Annotated in this window: 23 protein-coding genes and 1 riboswitch; of the genes, 8 read left to right on the top strand and 15 right to left on the bottom strand. The window is 71.6% G+C overall.

The annotated features are described in order from the left end of the window. Nucleotides 1-20: 20 nt before the first annotated feature. On the bottom strand, nucleotides 21-1,460 hold the full coding sequence (locus AB0A94_RS05280; protein WP_361739084.1) for a gamma-aminobutyraldehyde dehydrogenase: 1,440 nt from the start codon (nucleotides 1,458-1,460) through the stop codon (nucleotides 21-23). A 207-nt stretch (nucleotides 1,461-1,667) separates the two neighbouring features. Between AB0A94_RS05280 and AB0A94_RS05275 the strand changes: the two genes are divergently transcribed. The 7 genes from AB0A94_RS05275 (at nucleotide 1,668) to AB0A94_RS05245 (ending at nucleotide 8,360) form a co-directional block, all read left to right on the top strand. After that, complete coding sequence (locus AB0A94_RS05275) at nucleotides 1,668-2,186, top strand: Lrp/AsnC family transcriptional regulator (RefSeq protein WP_361739082.1); 519 nt, start codon at nucleotides 1,668-1,670, stop codon at nucleotides 2,184-2,186. A 2-nt stretch (nucleotides 2,187-2,188) separates the two neighbouring features. Beyond that, nucleotides 2,189-3,562 carry an aspartate aminotransferase family protein gene (locus AB0A94_RS05270; RefSeq protein WP_361739079.1) on the top strand — a complete coding sequence of 458 codons (1,374 nt, stop codon included), beginning with the start codon at nucleotides 2,189-2,191 and terminating at the stop codon, nucleotides 3,560-3,562. A gap of 217 nt (nucleotides 3,563-3,779) precedes the next feature. Continuing rightward, nucleotides 3,780-4,529, top strand: a complete 750-nt coding sequence (locus AB0A94_RS05265) for an ATP-binding cassette domain-containing protein (protein ID WP_361739076.1) — start codon at nucleotides 3,780-3,782, stop codon at nucleotides 4,527-4,529. Further along, nucleotides 4,511-5,857, top strand: coding sequence for a hypothetical protein (locus AB0A94_RS05260; RefSeq protein WP_361739073.1), 1,347 nt, complete (start codon nucleotides 4,511-4,513; stop codon nucleotides 5,855-5,857). Before AB0A94_RS05265 ends, AB0A94_RS05260 begins: the two co-directional genes overlap by 19 nt. Before the next feature lie 109 nt (nucleotides 5,858-5,966). Next, entirely contained in the window at nucleotides 5,967-6,374 is a 408-nt protein-coding gene (locus tag AB0A94_RS05255) for a VOC family protein (protein WP_361739070.1), read from the top strand. Nucleotides 6,375-6,400: 26 nt separating this feature from the next. Then, the gene (locus AB0A94_RS05250) at nucleotides 6,401-7,522 is read left to right on the top strand and encodes an LOG family protein (protein WP_361739067.1); all 1,122 of its coding nucleotides are present in this window, start codon (nucleotides 6,401-6,403) and stop codon (nucleotides 7,520-7,522) included. Nucleotides 7,523-7,670: 148 nt separating this feature from the next. Continuing rightward, entirely contained in the window at nucleotides 7,671-8,360 is a 690-nt protein-coding gene (locus tag AB0A94_RS05245) for an LAETG motif-containing sortase-dependent surface protein (protein ID WP_361739064.1), read from the top strand. A gap of 66 nt (nucleotides 8,361-8,426) precedes the next feature. Here the strand turns inward: AB0A94_RS05245 and AB0A94_RS05240 are convergent, their stop codons facing one another. The 10 genes from AB0A94_RS05240 to rpsB form a co-directional block, all read right to left on the bottom strand. Beyond that, nucleotides 8,427-9,224: a maleylpyruvate isomerase family mycothiol-dependent enzyme gene (locus AB0A94_RS05240; RefSeq protein ID WP_361739061.1), complete on the bottom strand. Its 798-nt coding sequence runs from the start codon at nucleotides 9,222-9,224 to the stop codon at nucleotides 8,427-8,429. A 24-nt stretch (nucleotides 9,225-9,248) separates the two neighbouring features. Beyond that, entirely contained in the window at nucleotides 9,249-10,268 is a 1,020-nt protein-coding gene (locus AB0A94_RS05235) for an ABC transporter ATP-binding protein (protein ID WP_361739058.1), read from the bottom strand. Next, nucleotides 10,269-11,870: an iron ABC transporter permease gene (locus AB0A94_RS05230; RefSeq protein ID WP_361739056.1), complete on the bottom strand. Its 1,602-nt coding sequence runs from the start codon at nucleotides 11,868-11,870 to the stop codon at nucleotides 10,269-10,271. 47 nt (nucleotides 11,871-11,917) lie between these two features. Then, complete coding sequence (locus AB0A94_RS05225; RefSeq protein ID WP_361739053.1) at nucleotides 11,918-13,000, bottom strand: thiamine ABC transporter substrate-binding protein; 1,083 nt, start codon at nucleotides 12,998-13,000, stop codon at nucleotides 11,918-11,920. 80 nt (nucleotides 13,001-13,080) lie between these two features. Further along, nucleotides 13,081-13,186, bottom strand: a riboswitch (TPP riboswitch). 35 nt (nucleotides 13,187-13,221) lie between these two features. Continuing rightward, a complete protein-coding gene (rlmN, locus tag AB0A94_RS05220; protein WP_361739050.1) occupies nucleotides 13,222-14,334 on the bottom strand; it encodes a 23S rRNA (adenine(2503)-C(2))-methyltransferase RlmN in 1,113 nt (370 codons plus the stop codon). 158 nt (nucleotides 14,335-14,492) lie between these two features. Continuing rightward, nucleotides 14,493-15,617, bottom strand: coding sequence for a phosphatidate cytidylyltransferase (locus AB0A94_RS05215; protein ID WP_361739047.1), 1,125 nt, complete (start codon nucleotides 15,615-15,617; stop codon nucleotides 14,493-14,495). Beyond that, a complete protein-coding gene (gene frr, locus AB0A94_RS05210; protein WP_145867003.1) occupies nucleotides 15,617-16,174 on the bottom strand; it encodes a ribosome recycling factor in 558 nt (185 codons plus the stop codon). Before frr ends, AB0A94_RS05215 begins: the two co-directional genes overlap by 1 nt. A 121-nt stretch (nucleotides 16,175-16,295) precedes the next feature. Then, the gene (gene pyrH, locus AB0A94_RS05205; protein WP_361739044.1) at nucleotides 16,296-17,054 is read right to left on the bottom strand and encodes a UMP kinase; all 759 of its coding nucleotides are present in this window, start codon (nucleotides 17,052-17,054) and stop codon (nucleotides 16,296-16,298) included. 185 nt (nucleotides 17,055-17,239) lie between these two features. Beyond that, nucleotides 17,240-18,076: a translation elongation factor Ts gene (tsf, locus tag AB0A94_RS05200; protein ID WP_361739041.1), complete on the bottom strand. Its 837-nt coding sequence runs from the start codon at nucleotides 18,074-18,076 to the stop codon at nucleotides 17,240-17,242. Between the two features lie 157 nt (nucleotides 18,077-18,233). Next, a complete protein-coding gene (gene rpsB, locus AB0A94_RS05195; RefSeq protein WP_361739038.1) occupies nucleotides 18,234-19,130 on the bottom strand; it encodes a 30S ribosomal protein S2 in 897 nt (298 codons plus the stop codon). A 281-nt stretch (nucleotides 19,131-19,411) separates the two neighbouring features. On the opposite strand from rpsB, the gene AB0A94_RS05190 reads away from it, so the two are divergent. Next, nucleotides 19,412-20,017 (top strand): M23 family metallopeptidase, encoded by a 606-nt coding sequence (locus AB0A94_RS05190; protein ID WP_361739035.1) that lies wholly within the window; start codon nucleotides 19,412-19,414, stop codon nucleotides 20,015-20,017. A 45-nt stretch (nucleotides 20,018-20,062) separates the two neighbouring features. Here AB0A94_RS05190 and AB0A94_RS05185 read toward each other — a convergent pair whose 3' ends face one another. The 4 genes from AB0A94_RS05185 to AB0A94_RS05170 form a co-directional block, all read right to left on the bottom strand. After that, complete coding sequence (locus AB0A94_RS05185) at nucleotides 20,063-20,620, bottom strand: helix-turn-helix domain-containing protein (protein ID WP_361739198.1); 558 nt, start codon at nucleotides 20,618-20,620, stop codon at nucleotides 20,063-20,065. A gap of 91 nt (nucleotides 20,621-20,711) precedes the next feature. Then, nucleotides 20,712-21,554, bottom strand: coding sequence for an RNA polymerase sigma factor WhiG (gene whiG / locus AB0A94_RS05180; protein WP_217128875.1), 843 nt, complete (start codon nucleotides 21,552-21,554; stop codon nucleotides 20,712-20,714). A gap of 282 nt (nucleotides 21,555-21,836) precedes the next feature. Next, nucleotides 21,837-22,997 carry a DNA-processing protein DprA gene (gene dprA, locus AB0A94_RS05175; protein ID WP_361739032.1) on the bottom strand — a complete coding sequence of 387 codons (1,161 nt, stop codon included), beginning with the start codon at nucleotides 22,995-22,997 and terminating at the stop codon, nucleotides 21,837-21,839. Then, nucleotides 22,994-24,619 carry a YifB family Mg chelatase-like AAA ATPase gene (locus tag AB0A94_RS05170; RefSeq protein ID WP_361739029.1) on the bottom strand — a complete coding sequence of 542 codons (1,626 nt, stop codon included), beginning with the start codon at nucleotides 24,617-24,619 and terminating at the stop codon, nucleotides 22,994-22,996. Before AB0A94_RS05170 ends, dprA begins: the two co-directional genes overlap by 4 nt.

Here is a 24,619-nt window from a genome sequence, read left to right as displayed (position 1 = left end):
GGCGCCTGTCCGTCGAGGGACTAGCCGTCGAGGGACGTCATCACGTGCTTGATCCGCGTGTAGTCGTCGAAGCCGTACGCCGAGAGGTCCTTGCCGTAGCCCGACTTCTTGAAGCCGCCGTGCGGCATCTCCGCGACCAGCGGGATGTGCGTGTTGATCCACACGCAGCCGAAGTCCAGCCTCTTGGACATGCGCATCGCGCGGGAGTGGTCCTTGGTCCACACCGAGGAGGCCAGCGCGTACTCGACGCCGTTGGCGTACTCGACGGCCTGGTCCTCGTCGGTGAAGCGCTGGACGGTGATGACCGGGCCGAAGACCTCCTTCTGGATGATCTCGTCGTCCTGGTTCAGGCCGGAGACGACGGTCGGGGCGTAGAAGAAGCCCTTGTCGCCGACGCGCTTGCCGCCGGCGACCACGCGCGCGTGCGCCGGCAGCCGCTCGATGAAGCCCTCGACCTGCTTGAGCTGGTTGGGGTTGTTGAGCGGACCGAAGAGGACGTCCTCGTCGTCGGGCATGCCGGTCCTGGTGTCGGCGGCGGCCTTGGCGAGCGCGGAGACGAACTCGTCGTGGATCGACTCGTGCACGAGCACGCGCGTGGCGGCCGTGCAGTCCTGGCCGGCGTTGAAGAAGCCCGCCGCCGAGATGCCCTCGACGGCCTTGGCGATGTCGGTGTCCTCGAAGACGACGACCGGGGCCTTGCCGCCCAGCTCCAGGTGGACCCGCTTGAGGTCCTTGGAGGCGGACTCGGCGACCGACATGCCGGCCCGCACCGAGCCGGTGATGGACGCCATCGCCGGGGTGGGGTGCTCGACCATCAGGCGGCCGGTGTCGCGGTCGCCGCAGATGACGTTGAAGACGCCCTTGGGCAGGATCGAGCCGAGGATCTCGGCGATCAGGACCGTGGAGGCCGGGGTGGTGTCCGAGGGCTTCAGGACGACCGTGTTGCCCGCGGCGATCGCCGGGGCGAACTTCCACACGGCCATCATCATCGGGTAGTTCCAGGGCGCGACCTGCGCGCAGACGCCGACCGGCTCGCGGCGCACGATGGAGGTCAGGCCCTCCATGTACTCACCGGCCGACCGGCCCTCGAGCATCCGCGCCGCGCCCGCGAAGAAGCGGATCTGGTCCACCATCGGCGGGATCTCCTCGGTGCGGGTCAGCCCGACGGGCTTGCCCGTGTTCTCCACCTCGGCCGCGATGAGTTCCTCGGCACGCTCCTCGAAGGCGTCCGCGATCTTCAGCAGGGCCTTCTGGCGCTCGGCCGGGGTGGTGTCGCGCCAGCCGGGGAACGCCTCGGCGGCGGCCGCCATCGCGGCGTCCACATCCGCCTGCCCGGACAGCGGAGCGGTCGCGTACGCCTCGCCCGTCGCGGGGTTGACCACCTCGGTGGTCCGGCCGTCGGCGGCGTCCCGGAACTCACCGCCGATGTAGTTGCGCAGACGACGCAGCTCGGTGCTCACTGCAGGCCCTCCTGGTGTTCCTCGTGGGTGTCCGAGGTGTCTGGAGTATCGAGAAATGTCGAGTGTCCAACCTCTGAGACACCCACCCTAAACCGATGGCTGACGTTTTCAACACCCCCACCCGCCCTACTCCTGCGAAATCCGCAAGCTCGGACACCGCAGACAACGAATTTCATCGATCGAGCCTTGCGAAACTGTCGATACGTCGTGCACAGTGGCCCCGTGGCCAGTCGAAGCGCAGACCCGAGGGACTCCCGCGAGTCCAAGAACGGCGGCGGTCCCCAGTTGGACGCCGTCTCCCTCGCCATCATCGAGCAGCTCCAGGAGGACGGCCGCCGGCCGTACGCCGCCATCGGCAAGGCCGTGGGCCTGTCGGAGGCGGCCGTGCGCCAGCGCGTCCAGAAGCTCCTCGACCAGGGCGTGATGCAGATCGTCGCCGTCACGGACCCGCTCACCGTGGGCTTCCGCCGCCAGGCGATGGTCGGGGTCAACGTCGAGGGCGACGTGGAGTCCGTGGCCGACGCGCTGACCGCCATGGACGAGTGCGAGTACGTGGTGATGACCGCGGGCTCCTTCGACCTGATGGTCGAGATCGTCTGCGAGGACGACGACCACCTGCTGGAGGTCATCAACCGACGCATCCGGGCCGTGCCCGGAGTGCGCTCCACCGAGAGTTTCGTCTACCTCAAGCTCAAGAAGCAGACCTACATGTGGGGAACCCGATAACCGTGAGCACCGACCGCACCGAGGACCTCAGCAAGTCCGCGTACGACCACCTGTGGATGCACTTCACCCGCATGTCCTCGTACGAGAACTCCCCCGTCCCCACCATCGTCCGGGGCGAGGGCACCCACATCTACGACGACAAGGGCAAGCGCTACCTCGACGGCCTCGCCGGCCTGTTCGTGGTGCAGGCGGGCCACGGCCGCCAGGAACTCGCGGAGACCGCCTCCAAGCAGGCGCAGGAGCTGGCCTTCTTCCCGGTGTGGTCCTACGCCCACCCCAAGGCCGTGGAGCTGGCGGAACGGCTCGCGCACGAGGCGCCGGGCGACCTCAACAAGGTCTTCTTCACCACCGGCGGCGGCGAGGCGGTGGAGACCGCCTGGAAGCTCGCCAAGCAGTACTTCAAGCTCGTCGGCAAGCCGACCAAGTACAAGGTCATATCCCGCGCGGTCGCCTACCACGGCACCCCGCAGGGCGCCCTGTCCATCACCGGACTGCCGGCCCTGAAGGCCCCGTTCGAGCCGCTCGTGCCGGGCGCGCACAAGGTGCCCAACACCAACATCTACCGGGCGCCGATCCACGGTGACGACCCGGAGGCGTTCGGCCGCTGGGCCGCCGACCAGATCGAGCAGCAGATCCTCTTCGAGGGCCCCGACACGGTCGCGGCCGTCTTCCTGGAGCCCGTGCAGAACGCCGGCGGCTGCTTCCCGCCCCCGCCCGGCTACTTCCAGCGGGTGCGCGAGATCTGCGACCGGTACGACGTGCTGCTCGTCTCCGACGAGGTCATCTGCGCCTTCGGCCGGCTGGGCACGACGTTCGCCTGCGACAAGTTCGGCTACGTGCCGGACATGATCACCTGCGCCAAGGGCATGACCTCGGGCTACTCCCCGATCGGCGCGTGCATCGTCTCCGACCGCCTCGCCGAGCCCTTCTACCGGGGCGACAACACCTTCCTGCACGGCTACACCTTCGGCGGCCACCCGGTCTCGGCGGCCGTGGGCCTCGCCAACCTCGACCTGTTCGAGCGCGAGGGCCTCAACCAGCACGTGCTCGACAACGAGGGCGCCTTCCGCGCCACCCTGGAGAAGCTGCACGACCTGCCGATCGTCGGCGACGTCCGCGGCAACGGCTTCTTCTACGGCATCGAGCTGGTCAAGGACAAGAACACCAAGGAGTCCTTCGACGCGGACGAGACCGAGCGCGTGCTGTACGGCTTCCTGTCGAAGAAGCTCTTCGAGAACGGCCTGTACTGCCGGGCCGACGACCGCGGCGACCCGGTCGTCCAGCTCGCCCCGCCGCTGATCTCCGACCAGGGGACCTTCGACGAGATCGAGCAGATCCTGCGCGCGACCCTCTCGGAGGCGTGGACCAGGCTGTAGGCCGTTGGAGGTTCCGATCTTCCTTCTGGATGATCAACACCAGCCCCGGTGCCGCCCGTTCGAGTGAGAAACGGGCGTCCGGGGCCGCGTGCTGTCCGGCCTCCCGCCGTGGCCTGCCTAGCGTGCCAGTGACCGATCGGCCCTGCCTTCGTTCCCCCGGACGGGGGACTTACCCGAAGAGCGCACGGCATTTCCGATCCGAACCGAGGTGTACGCCATGGTGGCCCCACCGGACAACGACGTGCTCTGGGCGCGAGCCCTGCACCACCGGTACGACGACGGCTCACCCGGACTGAGCGGGGTCTCGCTCGGCGTCCGGGAGGGCGAGATCCTCGCCGTCGGCGGCCCGCGCGGCAGCGGCAAGACGACACTGCTGCGCTGCCTGTCCGGACTGCTGCCCGCACGCAGCGGCGAGGTCTGGTTCAACAGCGTGCCCGTGCACACCATGCGCCCCGCCGCCCGCGAGCGGCTGCGCCGGGACCACTTCGGCTGGATCGACCCGGACCCGGTGCTGGTGCCCGAGCTGAACGTCTGGGAGAACGCCGCCCTGCCGCTGATGCTGCGCGGCACCGGCCGGCGCCGCGCCCGGACGGCGGCCCTGGAGTGGCTGGAGCGCCTCGACATCGGTGACAGGGCCCGCAAGCACCCCGGGGAGCTGACGCAGGCCGAGCGGCAGCGGGTGTGCGTCGCCCGCGCCCTCGCCCCGGCACCCTCGGTGCTGTTCGCCGACGAGCCGACCGCCCCGCTGCACCGCGTCGACCGCGTCCACGCGCTGCGCACGCTCACCACGGCGGCCCGCTCGCACGGCATCACCGTGGTCCTCGCGACCCACGACGCCCAGATCGCGGCCCTCGCCGACCGCACGGTGTCGCTGCTCGACGGGCGGCGCGTGCGCACCGTCCACCTGCCGCCGGTATCCGGGGCGGCCGAGACGGAAGGCCGGGCGGCGTGCTCGCTCTCCGTCTGACCCGAGGCGCCCGCCCCGCCGTCCAGCTGCGCCGCCTCCTGGTCGCGGCCGCGTCCGCGGGCACGGGCTTCCTGCTGCTCAGCACCCTCGGCCACGCGCTGAGCCACCCCGACCCGTCCGCCTCGGTGCTCCGGCTGGCCTGGTGCGCGGTCCCGGCGGCGGCCACGGTGCACTTCGCGGTCGCGGTCGCCCGCACCGATCCGGGCACCCGGCCCCGGCCCGGCCTGTCGGCGATCGGTCTCGGTCCCGTCCGGCTGATGGCGGTCTCCGCGGCCACCACGGCGCTGTCCTGCCTGCTGGGCTCGGCGCTGGCCCTGCTGGTCTTCCTCCACCTGCGCGGCGACCTCACCGGCACGCCCTTCGTCGGCGCCGCGACGGACTTCCTCGCCGTCGGCCGGCCGCTTCCGCTGCCCGCCGCCCTGACGCTGCTGTCGCTCGTACCGCTGAGCGCGTCGGCGGCCGCGGCGGTGGCGCTGCGGCCGCGTGAGCCGGCGGCGGGGGCGGACCGCACGGGGCGGGCGTACAGACGGTTCGGCGCGTACCGGCGTACGGCGGCGCGCGAGTCGTTCGGGGCGTACGGCCGGTTCGGCAAGCAGCTGGGGGCGGCGGCGCGGGGCCGGCGTACGGCCGAGGCGGCACCGGAGCCGGAGCCGGACGGCGCCGCGGACGGTCGGGACAGCCCCGCGGACGGTCCCGGCAGCTCCGCCGGCACCCCCGCCGACGCCCGGCCCGCCGTGCCGCTCACGCCGCCGTCCGGGCTGCCGTGGGGGGTCACGGTGCTGGCGGTGGGTCTGGCCGCCGAGGCCTTCGCGAGCCGTACGGGCGGCGGGGGCGCGCCGGGTGACCGGCCCTCCGCGCTGCTCGGTCTGGTCCTGACCGCCGTCGGTCTGGCCCTGGCCGGTCCCGGCCTCGCCCATCTGTGCGGCAGGCTGCTCCAGACGGCACGGCCCGGCGCGCTGCGCCTGCTGGCCGGGCGGGTCCTCATGACCGAGGCCACGCGCATCGGACGCCCGCTGGGCGTGGTCTGCGCGGTGCTGTCGGCCGCGTACGTCATGGCCTCGCTGCACGACCGCGAGGACGCCTTCGACGGCCCGCTCGCCGTGCTCGGGGTGCTGCTGGTGGCGGGCTGCACGACGGCGACGCTGCTGACGGCCGCCGTCGAGGCCAAGCAGGCCCGCGCCGAGACCACCGCCGCGCTGCGGCGCCTCGGGGCGGCCACGGGGACGCTGCGCCGGGCCGCCGTGCTCCGCGCGGGCGCGCTGCTCGCCCTGTTCGGGCCGCTGACCCTGGTCGTGGCCGAGCTGTCGGCGTGGCCGCTGGCCCGCTGACGTCCCGTCAGAAAAACGGTTCGGAAAAATCTCCGCGGGCCGATGAGTTCCGCGCGGGCCCCCGGTCTAACCCCATGAACACCACGGAACCGAACGGGAAAGGCCCGCCATGTACCAGCAGATGATCTTCGTGAACCTGGCCGTCGACGACCTCGACGCCTCGAAGAAGTTCTTCACGGAGCTCGGCTACTCGATCAACCCGCAGTTCAGCGACGAGACCGCCGCGTCGGTCGTGATCAGCGACACGATCGTCGCGATGCTGCTGACCAAGCAGAAGTACGCGGGGTTCACCAAGAAGGAGATCGTGGACGCCACGAAGAGCAGCGAGGTGCTGCTGGGGCTGAGCGCGGAGAGCCGCGAGAAGGTCGACGAGCTGGTGGAGAAGGCCGTCGCGGCGGGCGGCTCGGTCACCGGCGAGACCCAGGACTACGGCTTCATGTACGGCCGCGCCTTCGACGACCTCGACGGCCACACCTGGGAGGTCATCTGGATGGACCCGACCGCGGTGCAGGGCTGACGCGCACGCGGGCCTAGCATGGGCGGGTGCAGACGAGTCCCGCCCATGCCGTCCATCACGGGGACCGCGAGATAGAGACGCTCGAGGAGTTCGACGCGATCGTCTCGTCCCGCGGCACGCTCTCCGGATTCCGTGTCCAGTCCGTCGATCTGACCGACCGGACAAGGGAGTTGCTCACCACCGACACCGCCGGGGCCGTCTTCCTCGGCTGCCGGATGCGTCCGGACGCGACGGAGAAGCTCCGCGCCGACGGCGCCCTGGTCCTCCCGCCCGTCCCGGGCCTGCCCTTCGACCCCTACCGGGGACATCTCTACACGCCTGGTGACCTGTTCGCCTCGCTCGACAAGGGCTACGAGGCGACCCCGGACGCACTGGCCTACGCCTGGTTCCAGCGGACCAAGGCGGACGGCGACATCTTCGCCTCCATGCTCCGCGCGGTCCACGACGACTCCATGTCCGACGCCCTGGACGAACTCCTGCGCGGGGCGCGGGTCGTGGGCGTGATGGGCGGTCACGCGATGGCCCGCGGCACCGAGGAGTTCCGGGGCGCGGCCCGTCTCGGACGGGCGCTGACCCACGCCGGTTTCACGGTGGCGACGGGCGGCGGTCCGGGCGCGATGGAGGCGGCGAACCTCGGCGCCTACGCGGCCCCGTACGACGACGCCGTGCTGGACGAGGCCTGCGGACTCCTCGCGTCCGCGCCCTCGTTCACGCCGTCGATCACCGACTGGGCGCGCGCCGCCTTCGAGGTGCGCGCCCGCTGGCCGAAGGGCAACCACTCGATCGGCATCCCCACCTGGTTCTACGGCCACGAGCCGCCGAACGCCTTCGCCTCGCACATCGCGAAGTACTTCGCCAACGCCACCCGCGAGGACGGGCTGCTGGCCCGCTGCAACGCGGGCGTGGTCTTCCTGCCGGGCGCCGCCGGCACCGTGCAGGAGATCTTCGACAACGCGACGCCGAACTACTACGGGTCGCGCGGCGAGCCCACGCCCATGGTGCTGGTGAACCGGGCCCACTGGACGGAGCGGCTGCCGGCCTGGCCGCTGCTGCGGTCGCTCGCGCGGGAGCGTTCCATGGAGGCCCGGATCGCCCTGGTCGACCGGATCGAGGAGGCCCCGGAGGCCTTGAAACGTCTGGGCGGTTAATAAGAAGGCAAAGTCCGGGTGCGCTGTAGGCATATGCGTTGACACTACTTATGCGGCGCTTATAAACCTGGGAGCCGCATGGGAATGCTGATGATCCATCAGCATTCCGTCAACCCCCCGCAGTTGCATATTCCCGTAAAGGACAAACGTGTCAGTTCTGTCCGTATCCCGCCGCACCGTCGCGCGCTCCGTGCGCACCCTCGGTGTCGTCTCCGCGTCCGCCGCCCTCGCGATCGGCGTCGCCGGCAACGCGGCGGCCTGCAACATCAACGAGTTCTCGGCCGACGCCAAGTGCGTCGGTGACAAGGGCGTCATCACCGTCACCGACGTGGACCCGGCCGGCGTCCCCGCCACCATCACCGTGTTCCTGCAGGACAAGCAGATCGGCGAGCAGGTGGTCAAGGGCTCCCGTGAGGGCACCACCATCACCTTCGAGGAGGACTGGAAGCCGAACGCCGAGTACCGCATCCACGTCGACGCGAAGCCCTACGTCGACGAGGACATCAAGCCGAACCTGGTCACTCCGGCGACGGCCTGCAAGACGGAGGAGGAGCAGCCTCCGGCCGAGGAGGAGCCCACCCCGACCCCGTCGGAGTCCGCCTCCACCCCGGCCGAGGAGACCGGCACGCCGACCCCGTCGGCGCCGGAGAGCGAGAGCACCGCTCCGGCGGACACCTCGAGCAACGCGCCCTCCCCGGCCGGTGAGTCGAACCTCGCCGAGACCGGTGCCGACTCCAACACCGGTCTGATCGCCGGCGTCGCGGCCGCCCTGGTCGTGGTCGGCGGTGGCGCGGTCTTCTTCGGCATGCGCCGCCGCGGGGCGAACAGCCAGCGCTGACGCCTCACGCACACCGTGGCGGCCCGTCCCCTTCCCTGGGGGCGGGCCGCTTCCGTCGCCGGCCGCTCAGCCGAACGTCGCCCGCTCCAGCCAGAACTCCAGCAGCTTCCGGTCGCCGAGCACGTCGAGCCCGGGGGCGTCCAGCGGCAGCCGGCGGTAGAAGGCGAGGAGCACGGAGGTGAGCGGGCCGCGCAGGGCGACCGTGGCCTTCTCGTGGCCGCGCCGCCAGGAGACACCCTCCGCACCGAGCTCGATCACCCACTCCGAGTGGACCTCCGGCCGGGTCTCGGTGGCGTGCAGATGGATGGTGCGCCGGGGCCCACGCAGGTCGTGCACCGTGTCGTCCGGCAGCGTCCGCTGCGCCCACTCCACGATCTCCAGCCACTCGTCGACCGCGTCCGCGGCGACCTCGGGCGCGACCTCGTAGGGCAGCCCGGCGGCCAGGGTGGCGTCCGCGCGGTGGACGGTCACCTCGTGCGTCATACGACGGGCCCAGAACCCGGCGTGGTGGATCCCGGCCCAGCTCCACACCTTCGCGTCCGGACCGGCCTCGCGCAGCGCGCCGACGACCAGTTCGCCGGACTCCGCCAGCCAGGCGTCCAGCGCACCGGGATCGCCCCACGCCCCGGGCCCGCCGAACCCCGGCACCCGGTCCTCGGGGACCTCGTCCTCGGCCCCGGTCCGCACCATGACGTCCACCCAGCGCAGGGCCCCGCCGAGGTGCCGTACGAGCTGTTCCAGGGACCAGTCGGGCGTGGTGGGCACGGTGCCGGACAGATCGGCGCCGGACGTCACGACCGCCCGCAACTGCCCCACCTGATGCGCGATTTCCTCGCAGTAGCGGTCATGCGTGAGTGGTGTCATGCCGCTCACCCTAGGCAGCCGTGCTCATCCCAGCACGACAATTTCCGCCGCGTCGAACTCCACGCCGACCTCGTCCCCGGCCTCCGGCGCGTCCCTGAGCGCGCAGGCCGCCTCCAGGCGGGGGGCGTCCTCGGGCTGGAGGTGGACGGCGACGTGCGTGCCGCGGAAGGTACGCGCGGCCACCGTGCAGCGCAGGCCCTCACCGGCCGGGACCAGGCGGACACCGGCGGGGCGGACGAGAAGGGTCCGCACGCCCTGCGGGGCGCCTTCGGGGACGGGGAGCTTGCCCCAGGGGGTCACCGCGGCGTCGTCGCCCACCGTCGCCTCGACGACGTTCTCGAAACCGAGGAAGCGTGCCACGAACGCGTCGGCCGGACGCCGCCACACCTCGAGCGGCGTGCCGGACTGGGCGATCCGGCCGTCCCGCATCACCACCACCCGGTCGGCCAGCGCGAACGCCTCGCCCTGGTCGTGCGTCACGGCGAGCACCGTGGTGCCCAACCGGCCGAACAGCTCGCGCAGTTCGACGACCAGACGCTCCCTGAGCGACCGGTCGAGCTGCCCGAGCGGCTCGTCGAGCATCAGCAGCCGGGGGCTGGGCGCGAGGGCGCGGGCGAGCGCCACGCGCTGCTGCTCGCCGCCGGACAGCGCGGCGACGGCGCGTCCGGCCGCGTCCGGCAGTCCCACGAGGTCCAACAACTCCCGTACACGATCTGCCTGTTCACCCCGCGACGCGCCGTGCATGCGCAGGCCGAAGGCGACATTGCCGCCCACGTCCCGCTGCGGGAAGAGCTGGTGGTCCTGGAACATCAGCCCGACGCCGCGCTTGTGCGCCGGCACCCCCGACTGGTCCCGTCCGTCGAGCGACACCCTCCCGGAGTCGAGCGGCTGCAGCCCCGCCACCGCCCGCAGCAGCGTCGACTTGCCGCTGCCGCTGGGGCCGAGCACGCACACGATCTCGTGCTCGGCGACCCCCAGGTCGACGGCGTCCAGCACCGCCCGCCCGCCGAAGCGGACGGTCGCGGCCTGAAGGCTCAGCAGCATCTAGAACTCCCCGGTCCGGTCGGTCCGCAGCCGCTCCAGCACGAGCAGCGCCACCGCGCACACGATCATCAGAATCGTCGACAGGGCCATCGCCTGCCCGTAGTTGAGGTCTCCGGGCCGCCCCAGCAGCCGCGCCACGGCGACGGGCAGCGTCGGACTCTCCGGCCGCGCGATGAACACCGTCGCCCCGAACTCGCCCAGCGACACCGCGAACGCGAATCCGGCGGCGATCAGCAGCGCCCGCCGCACCAGCGGCAGGTCCACCTCCCGCCACGCCCGCCACGGCGACGCCCCGAGCACCGCCGCCGCCTCGCGCAGCCGTACGTCCACGGCCCGCAGCACCGGCAGCATCGTCCGTACGACGAAGGGGACGCCGACCAGCGCCTGTGCGAGCGGGACCAGGATCCAGGAGGCACGGAGGTCCAGCGGCGGCTCGTCGAGGGCGATGAGGAAGCCGAAGCCGACGGTCACCGCGGACACGCCGAGCGGCAGCATCAGCAGCGCGTCGAAGCCGCGCACCAGCCGTCCCGCGTCCCGCCGGGTCAGCGCCACGGCCGCGAGCCCGCCGATCACCACGGCGATGGCGGTGGCGGCGACGGCGTACCGCAGCGAGTTGCCGACCGCCTCGATCGGCGCGACGAGGAACACTCCCCCGTCGTCCTCGGTCAGCGTCCGGTAGTAGGTGGACCCGGCGTCGCCGAAGGACCGTTCCACCAGCACCGCGAGCGGCAGCAGGATCAGTACGGCGACGGTGGCGACGACTCCGCCCAGCAGCGCCCACTGCCCGGCGCCGCGCGGCCGGCGTGCGGTCACCGAGGCGTCCACCAGCCGCAGCGCGGTCTCCCGGCGCCGTACGGTCCAGGCGTGCAGGGCGAGGATCGCGCCCACGGCGACGAACTGGATCATCGTCAGGACGGCGGCCGTGGACAGGTCGAAGATCTCCGAGGTCTGCCGGTAGATCTCCACTTCGAGGGTGGAGAAGGTGGGACCGCCGAGGATCTGCACCACGCCGAAGGAGGTGAAGGTGAACAGGAAGACCATCAGCGCGGCCGCCGCCACGGCGGGCGCGAGCGCGGGCAGGGTGACGGACCACCAGGCCGCGAACCGCGAGGCGCCGAGCATCCGCGCGGCCTCCTCCTGCCGCGGGTCGAGCTGGGACCAGAGCCCGCCCACCGTGCGTACGACGACGGCGTAGTTGAAGAAGACGTGCGCGAGCAGGATCGCCCACACCGTGGTGTCCAGCCGCAGTCCCCACAGTTCGTCGAGGAGCCCGCCGCGTCCGACGAGCGCCATGAACGCCGTACCGACGACGACCGTCGGCAGCACGAACGGCACGGTGACCACGGCCCGCAGCACCTGCTTGCCGGGGAAGTCGAAGCGGGCGAAGACGTACGCGCCGGGCAGGGCGATCAGCAGGGTGAGGGCGGTGGAGACGAGGGCCTGCCAGGTGGTGAACCACAGCACCTGCCGGACGCCGGACTGCGCCAGTACGTCCCCGATCCGTCCGAGCTGCCAGGTCCCGTCGGTCCTCAGTCCGCGCGCGACGATCGCGGTGACGGGGTAGGCGAAGAAGACGGCGAAGAACGCGACGGGCACGGCCATCAGGCCGAGCCGCGCCGCGCTCCCGCGCCGCCTCGCCGCGGTCCGCGTCACTTCAGTACGAGCGAGGTCCACGCCTTGACCCACTGGTCACGGTTGTCGGCGATCTTCGCCGGGTCCATGGTCTGCGGGTCCTTCGCCTGCGGCCCGAACTTCACGAACTCCTCGGGCACCCGGGCGCCCTCCAGCACCGGGTACACGAACATGTTGAGCGGCATGTCCTCCTGGAACGGCTTGCTGATCAGGAAGTCGAGCAGCGCCTTGCCGCCCTCGGGGTTCCTCGCGTTGCTCAGCAGGCCCGCGTACTCGACCTGGCGGAAGCAGGTGCCCTCGGCGACACCGGTGGGCGCGGTGTCCGGCTTCGGGTCGGCGTAGACGACCTCGGCGGGCGGCGAGGAGGCGTACGACACCACCAGCGGCCGGTCGGCCTTGGCCTGCTTGCCGCCGGCCGAGCCGGAGAACTCCTCGTTGTAGGCCTGCTCCCAGCCGTCGACCACCTTGACGCCGTTGGCCTTGAGCTTCTTCCAGTAGTCCGGCCAGCCCTCGTCGCCGTACTGCGCGGCGGTGCCGAGCAGGAAGCCGAGGCCGGGCGAGGAGGTGGAGGCGTTCTCGACGACGAGGAGGTCCTCGTACTCGGGCTCGACCAGGTCGTCGAAGGTCTTCGGCGGGGTCAGGTCGTGTTCGTCGAACCACGCCTTGTCGTAGTTGACGCAGACGTCGCCGCTGTCGACGGGGGTGACCCGGTGCTTGTCCCGGTCCACCCGGTATTCCGGCAGGACCTCGTCCGATCCCTCGGCCTCGTACGGCTGGAACAGCCCGTTGTCGAGGGCGCGGGAGAGCAGGGTGTTGTCGACGCCGAAGAAGACGTCGCCCTGGGGGTTGTCCTTGGTCAGGACGGCCTTGTTCACGGCCTGCCCGGCGTCGCCGTCCTCGAGGACCTTGAGCTTGTATCCGGACTGCTTCTCGAAGGCGGCGACGACGTCCTTCGACACGGCCCACGAGTTGTGGCTGACGAGGGTCACGGTCCTGGACCCGCCACCGCTCGCGTCGTCGTCGCCGGACGACCCGCACGCGGACAGCGTGACCAGCCCCAGCCCGACGGCCAGGACCGTGATCTTCTTGGTGATGCCCACTTGATTCCTCCTGGAGTGACCAGGAAGAGACGCGGCCCTGCCCGGGTCCCCGCTGCGGGGTCCCGGGCAGGGCGCAACAGCTCGAGTGATGACCGATCTCCCTACCCAGAATGACCTGGGCCAGGTTCGGAGGGTCTGCGGCCGGTGCCGCACTCTCAGCGCTGTGGCGCTCCCCTGTCGGAATATGAAGATGTGCTTACCTCTGGCTTACGCGAGTCACATTACCTCTCGCTCGCGGCGAGCTGACCACACGCCCCGTCGATCTCCTGTCCACGGGTGTCCCGGATCGTCACCGGCACACCGTGCGCGGCGATCGCCTCCACGAACGCCTTCTCGTCCTCGGGACGGGAGGCGGTCCACTTGGAGCCGGGGGTGGGGTTGAGCGGGATGAGGTTGACGTGCACCGGTCGGCCCTTGAGCATCCGTCCGAGCCGGTCACCGCGCCAGGCCTGGTCGTTGATGTCCCGGATGAGGGCGTACTCGATGGACAGCCGCCGCCCCGACTTGGCCGCGTACTCGAACCCGGCGTCGAGCACCTCGCGCACCTTCCACCGCGTGTTCACGGGGACGAGGGTGTCGCGCAGTTCGTCGTCGGGGGCGTGCAGCGAGATGGCGAGCCGGCACTTGAAGCCCTCGTCGGAGAACCGGTGGATCGCCGGGACGAGACCGACGGTGGACACGGTGATGCCGCGCTGGGACAGGCCGAGCCCGTCCGGCTCGGGGTCGGTGAGGCGGCGGATGGCGCCCACGACCCGGTTGTAGTTGGCGAGCGGCTCGCCCATGCCCATGAACACGATGTTGCTCAGCCGCGCCGGGCCACCGGGCACCTCGCCGTCCCGGAGCGCCCGCATCCCGTCCACGATCTGGTGCACGATCTCGGCGGTGGACAGGTTGCGGTCCAGCCCGGCCTGCCCGGTGGCGCAGAACGGGCAGTTCATCCCGCAGCCCGCCTGGGAGCTGATGCACATCGTCACCCGGTCCGGGTAGCGCATCAGGACGGACTCGACGAGGGTGCCGTCGAACAGCTTCCACAGCGTCTTGCGGGTGGTGCCCTGGTCGGTCGACAGGTGCCGGACGACCGTCATCAGCTCCGGAAGCAGCGCTTCCTGCAGCTTGCCGCGCGAGCCGGCGGGGATGTCGGTCCACTGCTCCGGGTCGTGCGCGTACCGCGCGAAGTAGTGCTGCGAGAGCTGCTTGGCGCGGAACGGCTTCTCGCCGGCCGCGGCGACCGCCTCCTTGCGCTCGGCGGGCGTGAGATCGGCGAGGTGCCGCGGCGGCTTCTTCGCTCCGCGGGGGGCGACGAAGGTGAGCTCACCGGGAACGGGACGGGCCACGGTCGGGCAACTCCTCAGGACGACGGGGCCTGGCTCACTCCGCACGGGCGGGGACGACGGCACCACTGTGCCTGGGCCAGGAGACGACCCGCGCGGGGCGGGAACGTACGGAAGGGCCCGCGGTACACCGCGAGCCCTTCCAGAGTACCTGTTCGCCGTCAACCCGATCCGACGAAGATCACCAGCAGCAGCCACACCACCGGTGCCGTCGGCAGCAGGGAGTCCAGGCGGTCCATGATGCCCCCGTGCCCCGGGAGCAGCGTGCCCATGTCCTTGATGCCCAGGTCCCGCTTGATCATGGACTCGCCCAGGTCGCCCAGTGTGGCGCTGGCCGCGACCGCGAGGCCCAGCAGCAGGCCCTGCCACCAGCTGCCGCCGTCGATCAGGAACTCCATGCACAGCGCGCCGACGACCATCGCGAACGACACCGCGCCCAGCAGGCCCTCGCGGGTCTTGCCGGGGCTGATGCGCGGGGCGAGCTTGGTCCTGCCGAAGCGCCAGCCGACCGCGTACGCGCCGGTGTCGCTGACGACCGTCAGCAGCAGGAAGGTCAGGACGCGCCACGGGCCGTCGTCGGCGGTGAGCATCATCGCGACGAAGGTCGCCAGGAACGGCACGTAGAACGCCGCGAAGACGCCCGCCGTGACGTCCTTGAGGTAGCCCTCGGGCGGCGCCGCCATGCGCCAGACCAGCACCGCCAGCGCGGTGAGCGCCACGGCGACCCACGCGCCCTCGGCCCCCCGGACGTACCCGGCGACGACCATGGCCGCACCGCCCAGCGCGAGCGGTACCAGGGGCGCCTTGATGCCCTTGCGCTCCCGCAGCCGCGACGTCAGCTCCCACAGGCCCACCACCACGGCGAGCGCGACCACGCCGACGAAGACCGCCTTGACGACGAACAGCGACGCGACGATCACCACGCCGAGTCCGACGCCGACGCCTATCGCGGCGCCGAGGTCCCGCCCCGCGCTCTTCTTCTGCGGTGCGGGTGCCGGCTGCGGGGCGTCGGGCATGGGCTCCGGATTCTGCGGCACCTCCCCCGGAAGGGGGCGGGCCCGCGTCGGCTCGTCTCGGAACGGGGGGCCGCTCAGCCGAGCGGCCCCCCGGTCCACATCCTGGTCTCCGCCGTGTTCGGGTACGTCGGGCACGATGGGCATGGGACGCGTGTGCTGCGCGTTGTGCGCATCGTACGCGGGACCCGCCGGAGCGGCCCCCCAGCCTTGCCCGTGGTCGGACGGCCCCCAGTACCCGGTCTGCGGCGTCCCCCAGGAAGAGTCGTTCATCAGACCTCGAGCAGCTCCGCTTCCTTGTGCTTCAGGAGCTCGTCCACCTGGGCGACGTACTTCGCGGTGGTGTCGTCGAGCTCCTTCTCCGCACGGCGGCCCTCGTCCTCGCCGACCTCGCCGTCCTTGATCAGCTTGTCGATGGCGTCCTTGGCCTTGCGGCGCACGGAGCGGATGGAGACCTTGGCGTCCTCACCCTTGCCCTTGGCGACCTTGATGTAGTCACGGCGGCGCTCCTCGGTGAGCTCGGGGAACACCACCCTGATGATGTTGCCGTCGTTGCTCGGGTTGACGCCCAGGTCCGAGTCGCGGATCGCCTGCTCGATGTTGCGCAGCGCGCTCTTGTCGAACGGCGTCACCACGGCCATGCGCGGCTCGGGCACGGAGAACGAGGCCAGCTGGTTGATCGGCGTCGGCGCGCCGTAGTAGTCGGCCACGATCTTGTTGAACATCGCCGGGTGCGCACGGCCGGTGCGGATCGCGGCGAAGTCCTCCTTGGCGACCACGACGGCCTTCTCCATCTTCTCCTCGGCCTCGAGGAGGGTCTCTTCGATCACCACTTGCTCCTGCGTGTCTTGAGTAGGCCCGGCCGCGGTTCCTCTTCAGGGGCGGCGGCCGGCTGCGTCGCGTCTTCTTCCTGCACGGTTCCCGACCGGCAGGACATTGTCCATCCCCCGGTCAGCTGCGGCCGGCTTGGTCGCCCACCAGCGTGCCGATCTTCTCACCCTTGACGGCGCGGGCGATATTGCCCTCCTTCAGAAGCTCGAAGACGACGATCGGGAGGCTGTTGTCACGGCAGAGCGTGACGGCCGTGGCGTCGGCGACCTTCAGGTCCCGGGTGATGACCTCGCCGTAGCCGAGCGCGTCGAACTTCACGGCGTCGGGGTTGGTCTTCGGGTCGGAGTCGTAGACGCCGTCCACACCGTTCTTGCCCATGAGCAGCGCCTCGGCGTCGATCTCCAGGGCGCGCTGGGCGGCGGTGGTGTCGGTGGAGAAGTACGGCATGCCCATACCGGCGCCGAAGATGACCACACGGCCCTTCTCCAGGTGCCGTACGGCGCGCAGCGGGATGTAGGGCTCGGCGACCTGCCCCATGGTGATGGCGGTCTGCACGCGGCAGTCGACGCCCTCCTTCTCCAGGAAGTCCTGGAGGGCGAGGCAGTTCATCACGGTGCCGAGCATGCCCATGTAGTCGGAGCGCGCGCGGTCCATGCCGCGCACCTGGAGCTCGGCGCCGCGGAAGAAGTTCCCGCCGCCGATGACGATCGCGATCTGCGCGCCGTCCCGTACGACGGCCGCGATCTCACGCGCGATGGCGTGCACCACGTCGGGATCGACGCCCAGGCCTCCGCCACCGGAGAAGGCCTCTCCGGACAGCTTCAGCAGAAACCGGCCGCGTACTTTGCCGTCGTCGCTCTTCTCAGCCTTGGTGGTCATCGTCGGATCCCGCCTCTTTCACGTGTTGCACATACGAAGAAGGCCATTGCCGGTGGGGCGTGGTTCGCATCCCATGCGGCAATGGCCTCCTCGTCAGATCTGCTGTCGTCCGGCACGCGCGCGTGCGCGTGTCCGAACGACTGCTGTCGACCCTATCGGGGTCGCGCGCCCGTCGCGGTACGGACTCAGATGCCGACCTTGATGCGCGTGAAGCGCTTCAGGGTGACACCGGCCTCGTCCAGGACCTTCTGGACGGACTTCTTGTTGTCCAGCGCGTAGGGCTGGCCGAGCAGCGTGGCGTCCTTGAAGAAGCCGTTGAGGCGACCCTCGACGATCTTCGGCAGGGCGGCCTCGGGCTTGCCCTCGGCGCGGGTGGTCTCCTCGGCGACGCGGCGCTCGGACTCGACGACCTCGGCCGGCACGTCCTCCTTGGAGAGGTACTTCGGCGCGAAGGCGGCGATGTGCTGGGCGACGCCCTTGGCGATCTCGGCGTTCGGCTTGTCGAACTCCACCAGGACACCGATCTGCGGCGGCAGGTCGGGCATGGTGCGGTGCATGTACGCCGACACGTAGCCGTCGGCGAACTGGGCGAAGCGGTCCAGGACGATCTTCTCGCCCAGGTTGGCGTTGGCCTCGTCCACGAACGCCTGGACGGTCTTGCCGGCCTCGATCTCGGAGGCGAGCAGGGCCTCGATGTCGGCCGGGGAGGTCTTGACGACGTGCTCGGCGATGGCGGTGGCCACGGCCTGGAACTTGTCGCCCTTGGCGACGAAGTCCGTCTCGCACTTCAGCTCGACGAGGACGCCGGAGGAGTTGTCGTCGGCGATGATCGAGACCACGGCGCCGTTCTCGGCGGAGCGGCCCTCGCGCTTGGCGACGCCCTTCTGGCCCTTGATGCGGAGCGCCTCGACGGCCTTCTCGACGTTGCCCTCGGCCTCGTCCAGCGCCTTCTTGCAGTCCATCATGCCGGCGCCGGTGAGCTCCCGGAGCTTCTTGACGTCGGCGGCGGTGTAGTTCGCCATGAGTCTGTGAGTCTTTCTCGAAGTCTGGAGGTTCGGAGATCTGCGGAACGCAGGACCTACTCGAGGGCAGGTGTGCGACGCGCCGCCGATCTACGGGTGAACGGCGGGAGCGGATCCGATGTCACCGCTCCCGCCGTCATCGCCTGTGACGGGGCGGTCAGGCCTGCTCGGCCTCGGCGGCCGGGGCGGCCTCGGCGGCCGGGGCCTCGGCCGGCTGCTCGGCAGCGGGGGCCTCGGCCGGCTGCTCGGCGTCGGCGGCCGGAGCGGCCTCCTCGGCCTTCTTCTCGCCCGCGAGCAGGTCGCGCTCCCACTCGGCCAGCGGCTCGCCGGCGGCCTTCTCACCCTTGCCGGCCTCGGCGACACCGGAGCGGGACATCAGGCCCTCGGCGACGGCGTCGGCGATCACGCGGGTGAGCAGGGTGACGGAGCGGATCGCGTCGTCGTTGCCCGGGATCTTGTAGTCGACCTCGTCGGGGTCGCAGTTGGTGTCGAGGATGGCGACGACCGGGATGTTGAGCTTCCGGGCCTCGCCGACCGCGATGTGCTCCTTCTTGGTGTCCACGATCCAGACGGCGCTGGGCACCTTCTGCATCTCGCGGATACCGCCGAGGGTCTTCTCCAGCTTGGCCTTCTCGCGGGAGAGGACCAGCAGCTCCTTCTTGGTGAGGCCGGAGGCGGCCACGTCCTCGAAGTCGATCTGCTCGAGCTCCTTGAGGCGCTGCAGACGCTTGTAGACGGTCGAGAAGTTGGTGAGCATGCCGCCCAGCCAGCGCTGGTTGACGTAGGGCATGCCGACGCGGGTGGCCTGCTCGGCGATGGCCTCCTGCGCCTGCTTCTTCGTGCCGACGAACATGACCGTGCCGCCGTGGGCGACGGTCTCCTTGACGAACTCGTAGGCGCGGTCGATGTACGACAGCGACTGGAGCAGGTCGATGATGTAGATGCCGTTGCGCTCGGTGAAGATGAAGCGCTTCATCTTCGGGTTCCAGCGACGGGTCTGGTGACCGAAGTGGACGCCGCTCTCCAGCAGCTCCCGCATCGTGACGACGGCCATGGCCGTATCTCCTTGAATTTCTCGGTTGTGCCGCGGATGCCGGACGGCTCCCGCGCCTGACGCCCACGACGCGCCGTTGCCACGAAGGACCGAGGGGCGCTGACATCCGGAGCCCGGCCGTGACCGGTCCTGATGTCGGGGCGTGCGAAGTCGACCCGGTGGCCCGGGTCGCCACCAGAAGTGTACGGGACCCGGGAGGCGCCGGGTGACGCCGTTGTCCACAAACGGCCGGTGGTCCACAGGTCCGGGCGGTGATCACGGATGTCCGGAAGGCTCGCGGCATGCGAAAGAGTGCATTCACGAGGGCGTGTACGCGACTGGTCCTTCTGGTGGTCCTGACCCTGGCGGCGCTGCTGGCCCCGCCGCCGCCGGGCCTGTCCGCGGCCGGGGCGGGGGCGGTGGCGCCGACGGGCGAGGACGCCGGGACGCCGGCCGTCGGACGGGCGTGGCCGGTGGGGGCACGGCCGCGGGTGCTGCGCGGCTGGGAACCGCCGGCGACGGTGTACGGGCGCGGGCACCGGGGCGTGGACCTGGCGTCTCCACCGGGGACGCCGGTACGGGCGGTGGCTGCGGGCCGGGTCTCCTTCGCGGGCCGGGTGGCCGGAAAGGGTGTCGTCTCGGTGGAGCTCACCGGCACGGGCGACCCCCCGTTGCGCACCACCTACCAACCGGTCCGCGCGTCGGTGACCGAGGACGACGAGGTGACGGCGGGCGAGGTGATCGGCACGGTGGCCCCCGCGGGCTCCCACTGCACGGCCCCGTGCGTCCACTGGGGCCTGCTGAGAGGGGACACCTACCTGAATCCGCTCGCCCTGCTGCCCCCGTGGCTCCTGCGCGGGGGTCCGTCGAGACTGCTGCCGGTGCTGGGGGTGCCGGTGCCGGAGTGAGGACTCGGGGCCGGGGTGAAGGCCCGGGGCCCGGGAACGCGCCCGTCAGCCCCGGACGCCGCGGAGTGCCATCGAGACCGCCGCCTCCGTGATCGCGTCCGGGTGCTCCGCCGCGCCCAGCTCGATGCGGCGCACGGCGGCGTCGACCACGCCCTGGAGGAGCATCGCCGCGAGGCGGGGCTCCGCGTGGCCCAGACCGGCCAGGGCCTCGACGATCATCGCGACGAGACCGCCGTGGGCCGCGCGGATCTTCTCGCGCGCACCCGCGTCGAGCTCGCTCGCGGAGATCGCGACCACGGCGCGGTGCCGCCGGTCCCCGACCAGTTCCAGCTGCTTGCGGACGTACGCCTCGATCTTGGCCTCGGCATCGGCGGCGGTCGCCATGGCCGCCTCGACCTCCGCCGCCCAGACCGGGAAGTCGACCTCGCACAGCTCCTCGACCACGGCGGCCCGCGAGCGGAAGTACTCGTACACGGACGAACGCGCGAGACCGGTGCGCTCGGCGAGGGCCGGGAAGGTCAGCGCCTCCGTACCGCCCTCGGACAGCAGGGAGCGTGCCGCGTCCAGCAGGGCGGCTCGCTGCATCGACCGGTGCTCGGCCACGGAGGCCGCTCGAATCCTTGGCACGTCATCCACTTTACGGACGCCCCGCCCGCGGCGGCCAGGGGATCGGCCGGCTCTCCGCCGGAACGGCTCAGCGGCCGAAACCCGCCAGCTTCGCGCGCAGCTGCAGCACGGACTTGGTGTGGATCTGGCTGACCCGGCTCTCGGTCACGCCCAGCACGTTGCCGATCTCGGCGAGGGTGAGCCCTTCGTAGTAGTACAGGGTGACCACCGTCTTCTCCCGCTCGGGCAGTGTGTTGATGGCCCGCGCCAGGAACCTCCGCAGCTCCCGGTCCTCGGCCACCTCCACCGGGTTGTCGGCGGCGGTGTCCTCCAGGGTGTCCATGAAGCTCAGCTGGTCGCCGCTGTCGCCCCCGGCGTGCAGCAGCTCCTCCAGGGCGACGACGTTCGCCAGCGACAACTGGCTGAAAACCGCGTGCAGCTCGGCCACCGTGATGCCCATCTCGTCGGCGACCTCGCTCTCGGAGGGGGTGCGCCGCAACCGCGCCTCCAGCGTGGCGTAGGCGCGCTCCACGTTGCGCGCCTTCTGCCGTACCGAGCGCGGGATCCAGTCCAGTGCCCGCAGCTCGTCGATCATCGCGCCCCGGATACGGGTGATCGCGTAGGTCTCGAACTTGATCTCGCGGTCGACGTCGAACTTCTCGATCGCGTCGATCAGCCCGAAGACCCCGGAGGAGACGAAGTCCGCCTGGTCGACGTTGGGCGGCAGCCCCACACTGACCCGGCCGGCGACGTACTTCACCAGCGGCGAGTAGTGCAGGATCAGCTGCTCCCGCAGCCGCTCGTCCCCCGTCGCCTTGTACGACCGCCACAGCTCGTCGAGCGTCGAGGGAGCGGGCGGCCGCACGCTGCCACCGTCGCGGGCGGCTGGGGGGATCGCCGCCCGGTCGGACCCGGAGGTGTGCTGGGGCATTCGTCGCCTTGTGCCGTTCTGCCGTGGACTGGTGCTGCCTGGATGCGCCGTCTGTCCGATGTCTGGGTGCCTGTTCTTGCCTGTCCGTGTCGGGATCCTCGTGAGCGTAGCGTGACTGAGGCGTCGCGGTGTGCGAAGAAGCGAGGTAGGGCCGTGCGCAGATTCGTTCCGGGTGCCGTCCCGCCGGGGCACACCCGTCGCTCTGAGTGATCGACGGGGTGGCCCAACTGACGTGGATTTCAAGGGGTGTGGGGGTTCCCCCGGACGGCCGAACACGCTGTGTCAGCGAGGCTCGGGGCCGTCCCGGACCGGCGTCATCGCCTGGCGCGTCAACTTCCAGCCGTCGCCGTGTCGTTCGACGTAACCAAGTGCTCGTAGTTCGTACAGTCTCGCGATCGCGTCGTCCGGGGTGGTCTGCGCGGTGAGCGCGATCTCCTCCGGCCGGGTCGTTCCGCGCCCCGGCAGCGCGGCGAGGACCTGCCGTCCGGCCGGGTCGAGCAGGTCCCGGGGCAGCACCGGTCCCCGGCGTTCCGGCGCGAGTTCGCCCATGTCGCCGACCAGCTCGACGACCTCGGCGGCATCGGTGACCAGCACCGCGTCCTGCCGCAGCAGTTCGTGCACCCCGGCGGAGAGCCCGCTGGTGGCCGGCCCCGGCACCCCCATCGTGTGGCGTCCCAGCCGCTGGGCCGCCCGGGCGGTCACCAGGGAGCCGCTGCGGTGGGCGGCCTCGACGACGACGGTGCCCCGGGTGAGCGCGGCGATCACTCTGTTGCGGAGGATGAATCTGCTCGGTGTCGGGTGATCGCCGGGCGGCAACTCGCCGACCACGAGGCCCTGTTCCGCGATTCTGCCGATCAGCCCGGTGTGGCCGCGCGGGTAGGGCCGGTCGACTCCGCAGGCGAGTACGGCGATGGTGGCGCCGCCCGCGCCGAGGGCGCCGCGGTGGGCGGCGCCGTCGATTCCGTAGGCGCCACCGGAGACCACGATCCAACCGCGTTCGGCGAGGCCGGCGGAGAGGGTGGCGGCCATGTGCGCGCCGTACTCGGTGCAGGCACGGGCGCCGACGACGGCGACCGAGCGCAGCGCCCACATCCGCAGGTCCGCTCCCCCGCGCACCCACAGCCCGAGCGGCCGGGCGTCGCCCAGGTCGTCGAGCTGTCCGGGCCATTGCGGGGTGCCGGGACCCACGAAGCGCACCCCGGCGTCCCGCGCGACGGCGAGGTCCCTGCACGGTTCGGCCCGCTCCGCCCGGGCCAGCAACCCGGCCCACCGCTTGCCGCTCGCTCCCGGCAGCGGATCCCTCCGTTCCCGCAGCCGTCGCACCACGGCGTCCACGCCGAGTTCCCGCACCCAGCGCCCGCCGGTCTCGTCACCGGGCTCGATGACCCGGGTGAGGAAGACCCGGCCGAGCAGTTCGCCGTCGGGTCCGTCCACGGCGCTCACACCCCCGCCCCGATGGCCATGGGCACCCCGCGCGGGACGCCGGTGCGCAGCTGCAGGGCGAGGGCGACGTCCGCGGCGTCGGGCCGCTTGTGGCCGGCCAGGTCGGCGACGGTCCAGGCGACCCGCAGGACCCGGTCGAGTCCCCGGGCGGTGAGCACGCCCCGTTCCAGGCTCCGCTCGGCGTCGTCCATGGCGCCGGGGGCGGCGTGCCAGCGGCTGCGCAGTTCCCGTCCGGGCACTTCGCCGTTGGTGCGCCACGGGGTGCCGGTGAGCCGCGCCGCGGCGCGGTCCCGGGCCGTCCGCACCCGGTCGGCGACCGTGGCGGTGCTGTCACCCCGGGCGCCGCTCGCCGTCAGCGCGTCACGCGTGACGCGGTCGACCTCGACCCGCAGGTCGACCCGGTCGAGCAGCGGCCCGGACAGCCTGGCCTGGTAACGGCGGATCGCCGAGGGCGGGCACTCGCACTGCTCGTTCGTCCGCGAGAAGCGCCCGCAGGGGCACGGGTTGGCGGCGAGCACCATCAGGAAGCGCGCCGGGAAGCGCACGACACCGGCGCTGCGCGCGATGATCACGTGCCCGGCCTCCAGCGGCTGCCGCAGGGCGTCCAGGGCCTTGCTGCCGAACTCGGGGGTTTCGTCCAGAAAGAGCACGCCTCGATGCGAGAGGGACACCGCTCCCGGCCGGGCCGTACCGGGGCCGCCGCCGACGAGCGCCTGCATGGTGGCCGAGTGGTGCGGGGCGCAGTAGGGGGCCGTGTCGATCAGGGGTTTGTCCGGGGGGAGCAGTCCCGCCACCGAGTGCACGGCCGTCACCTCGAGCGAGGCCTGCCGGTCCAGCGGCGGCAGGATCGACGGCAGCCGCTCCGCGAGCATGGTCTTGCCGGCGCCCGGCGGTCCTTCCAGGAAGAGATGGTGCCCGCCCGCCGCGGCCACCTCCACGGCCGTCCGCGCCGCGAGCTGGCCCACGACGTCCGCGAGGTCATGGCCCTGGTCGTACGGTGCCGCGCCGACGCCGTGCATCCCGGTGTCCGCTCCGGTGCCCGGGGCGCGCAGCCCCGCCAGCAGCGGGTCGGGCCACGCCTGCTCCCCGGTGTCCTCCTCCGGTACGGGCTCGTCGGTGAGCACCGCGATCAGCTGGCGCAGGCTGCGGATGCCCAGGACGGAGACGCCCGGCACCAGCGAGGCCTCGGCGGCGGCGCACTCGGGCACCACCACCTGCTCGTACCCCGCGTCGGCCGCGGCCAGTACGGCGGGCAGGATGCCCCGCACCGGCCGCACCCGGCCGTCGAGGCCCAGTTCGCCGATCATGACGATGTCGCCGAGCACCCGCGGATCGATCCGCTCGGCGGCGCCGAGCACGGCGCAGGCGACCGCCAGGTCGAAACCGCTGCCGGCCTTCGGGACCGACGCCGGGCTGAGTCCCACGGTGAGTTTCTTCTGCGGCCACTCGCCGCCGGAGTTCACCACGGCCGCCCTGACCCGGTCCCTGCTCTCCGTCAGGCTCTTGTCCGGCAGCCCCACCAGGGTGAAGGCCGCGATCCCGGGCTCCAGGTCGGCCTGGACCTCCACGACCACGCCCTCGACGCCCACCAGCGTCACCGAGCACGTGCGCGCGAACCCCAT

This window comes from Streptomyces sp. NPDC044984, assembly GCF_040646935.1.
Taxonomy (GTDB): domain Bacteria; phylum Actinomycetota; class Actinomycetes; order Streptomycetales; family Streptomycetaceae; genus Streptomyces.
The sequence above is the reverse complement of the archived record's forward strand: the minus strand, read 5'-3'. Positions and strand labels throughout refer to the sequence as shown.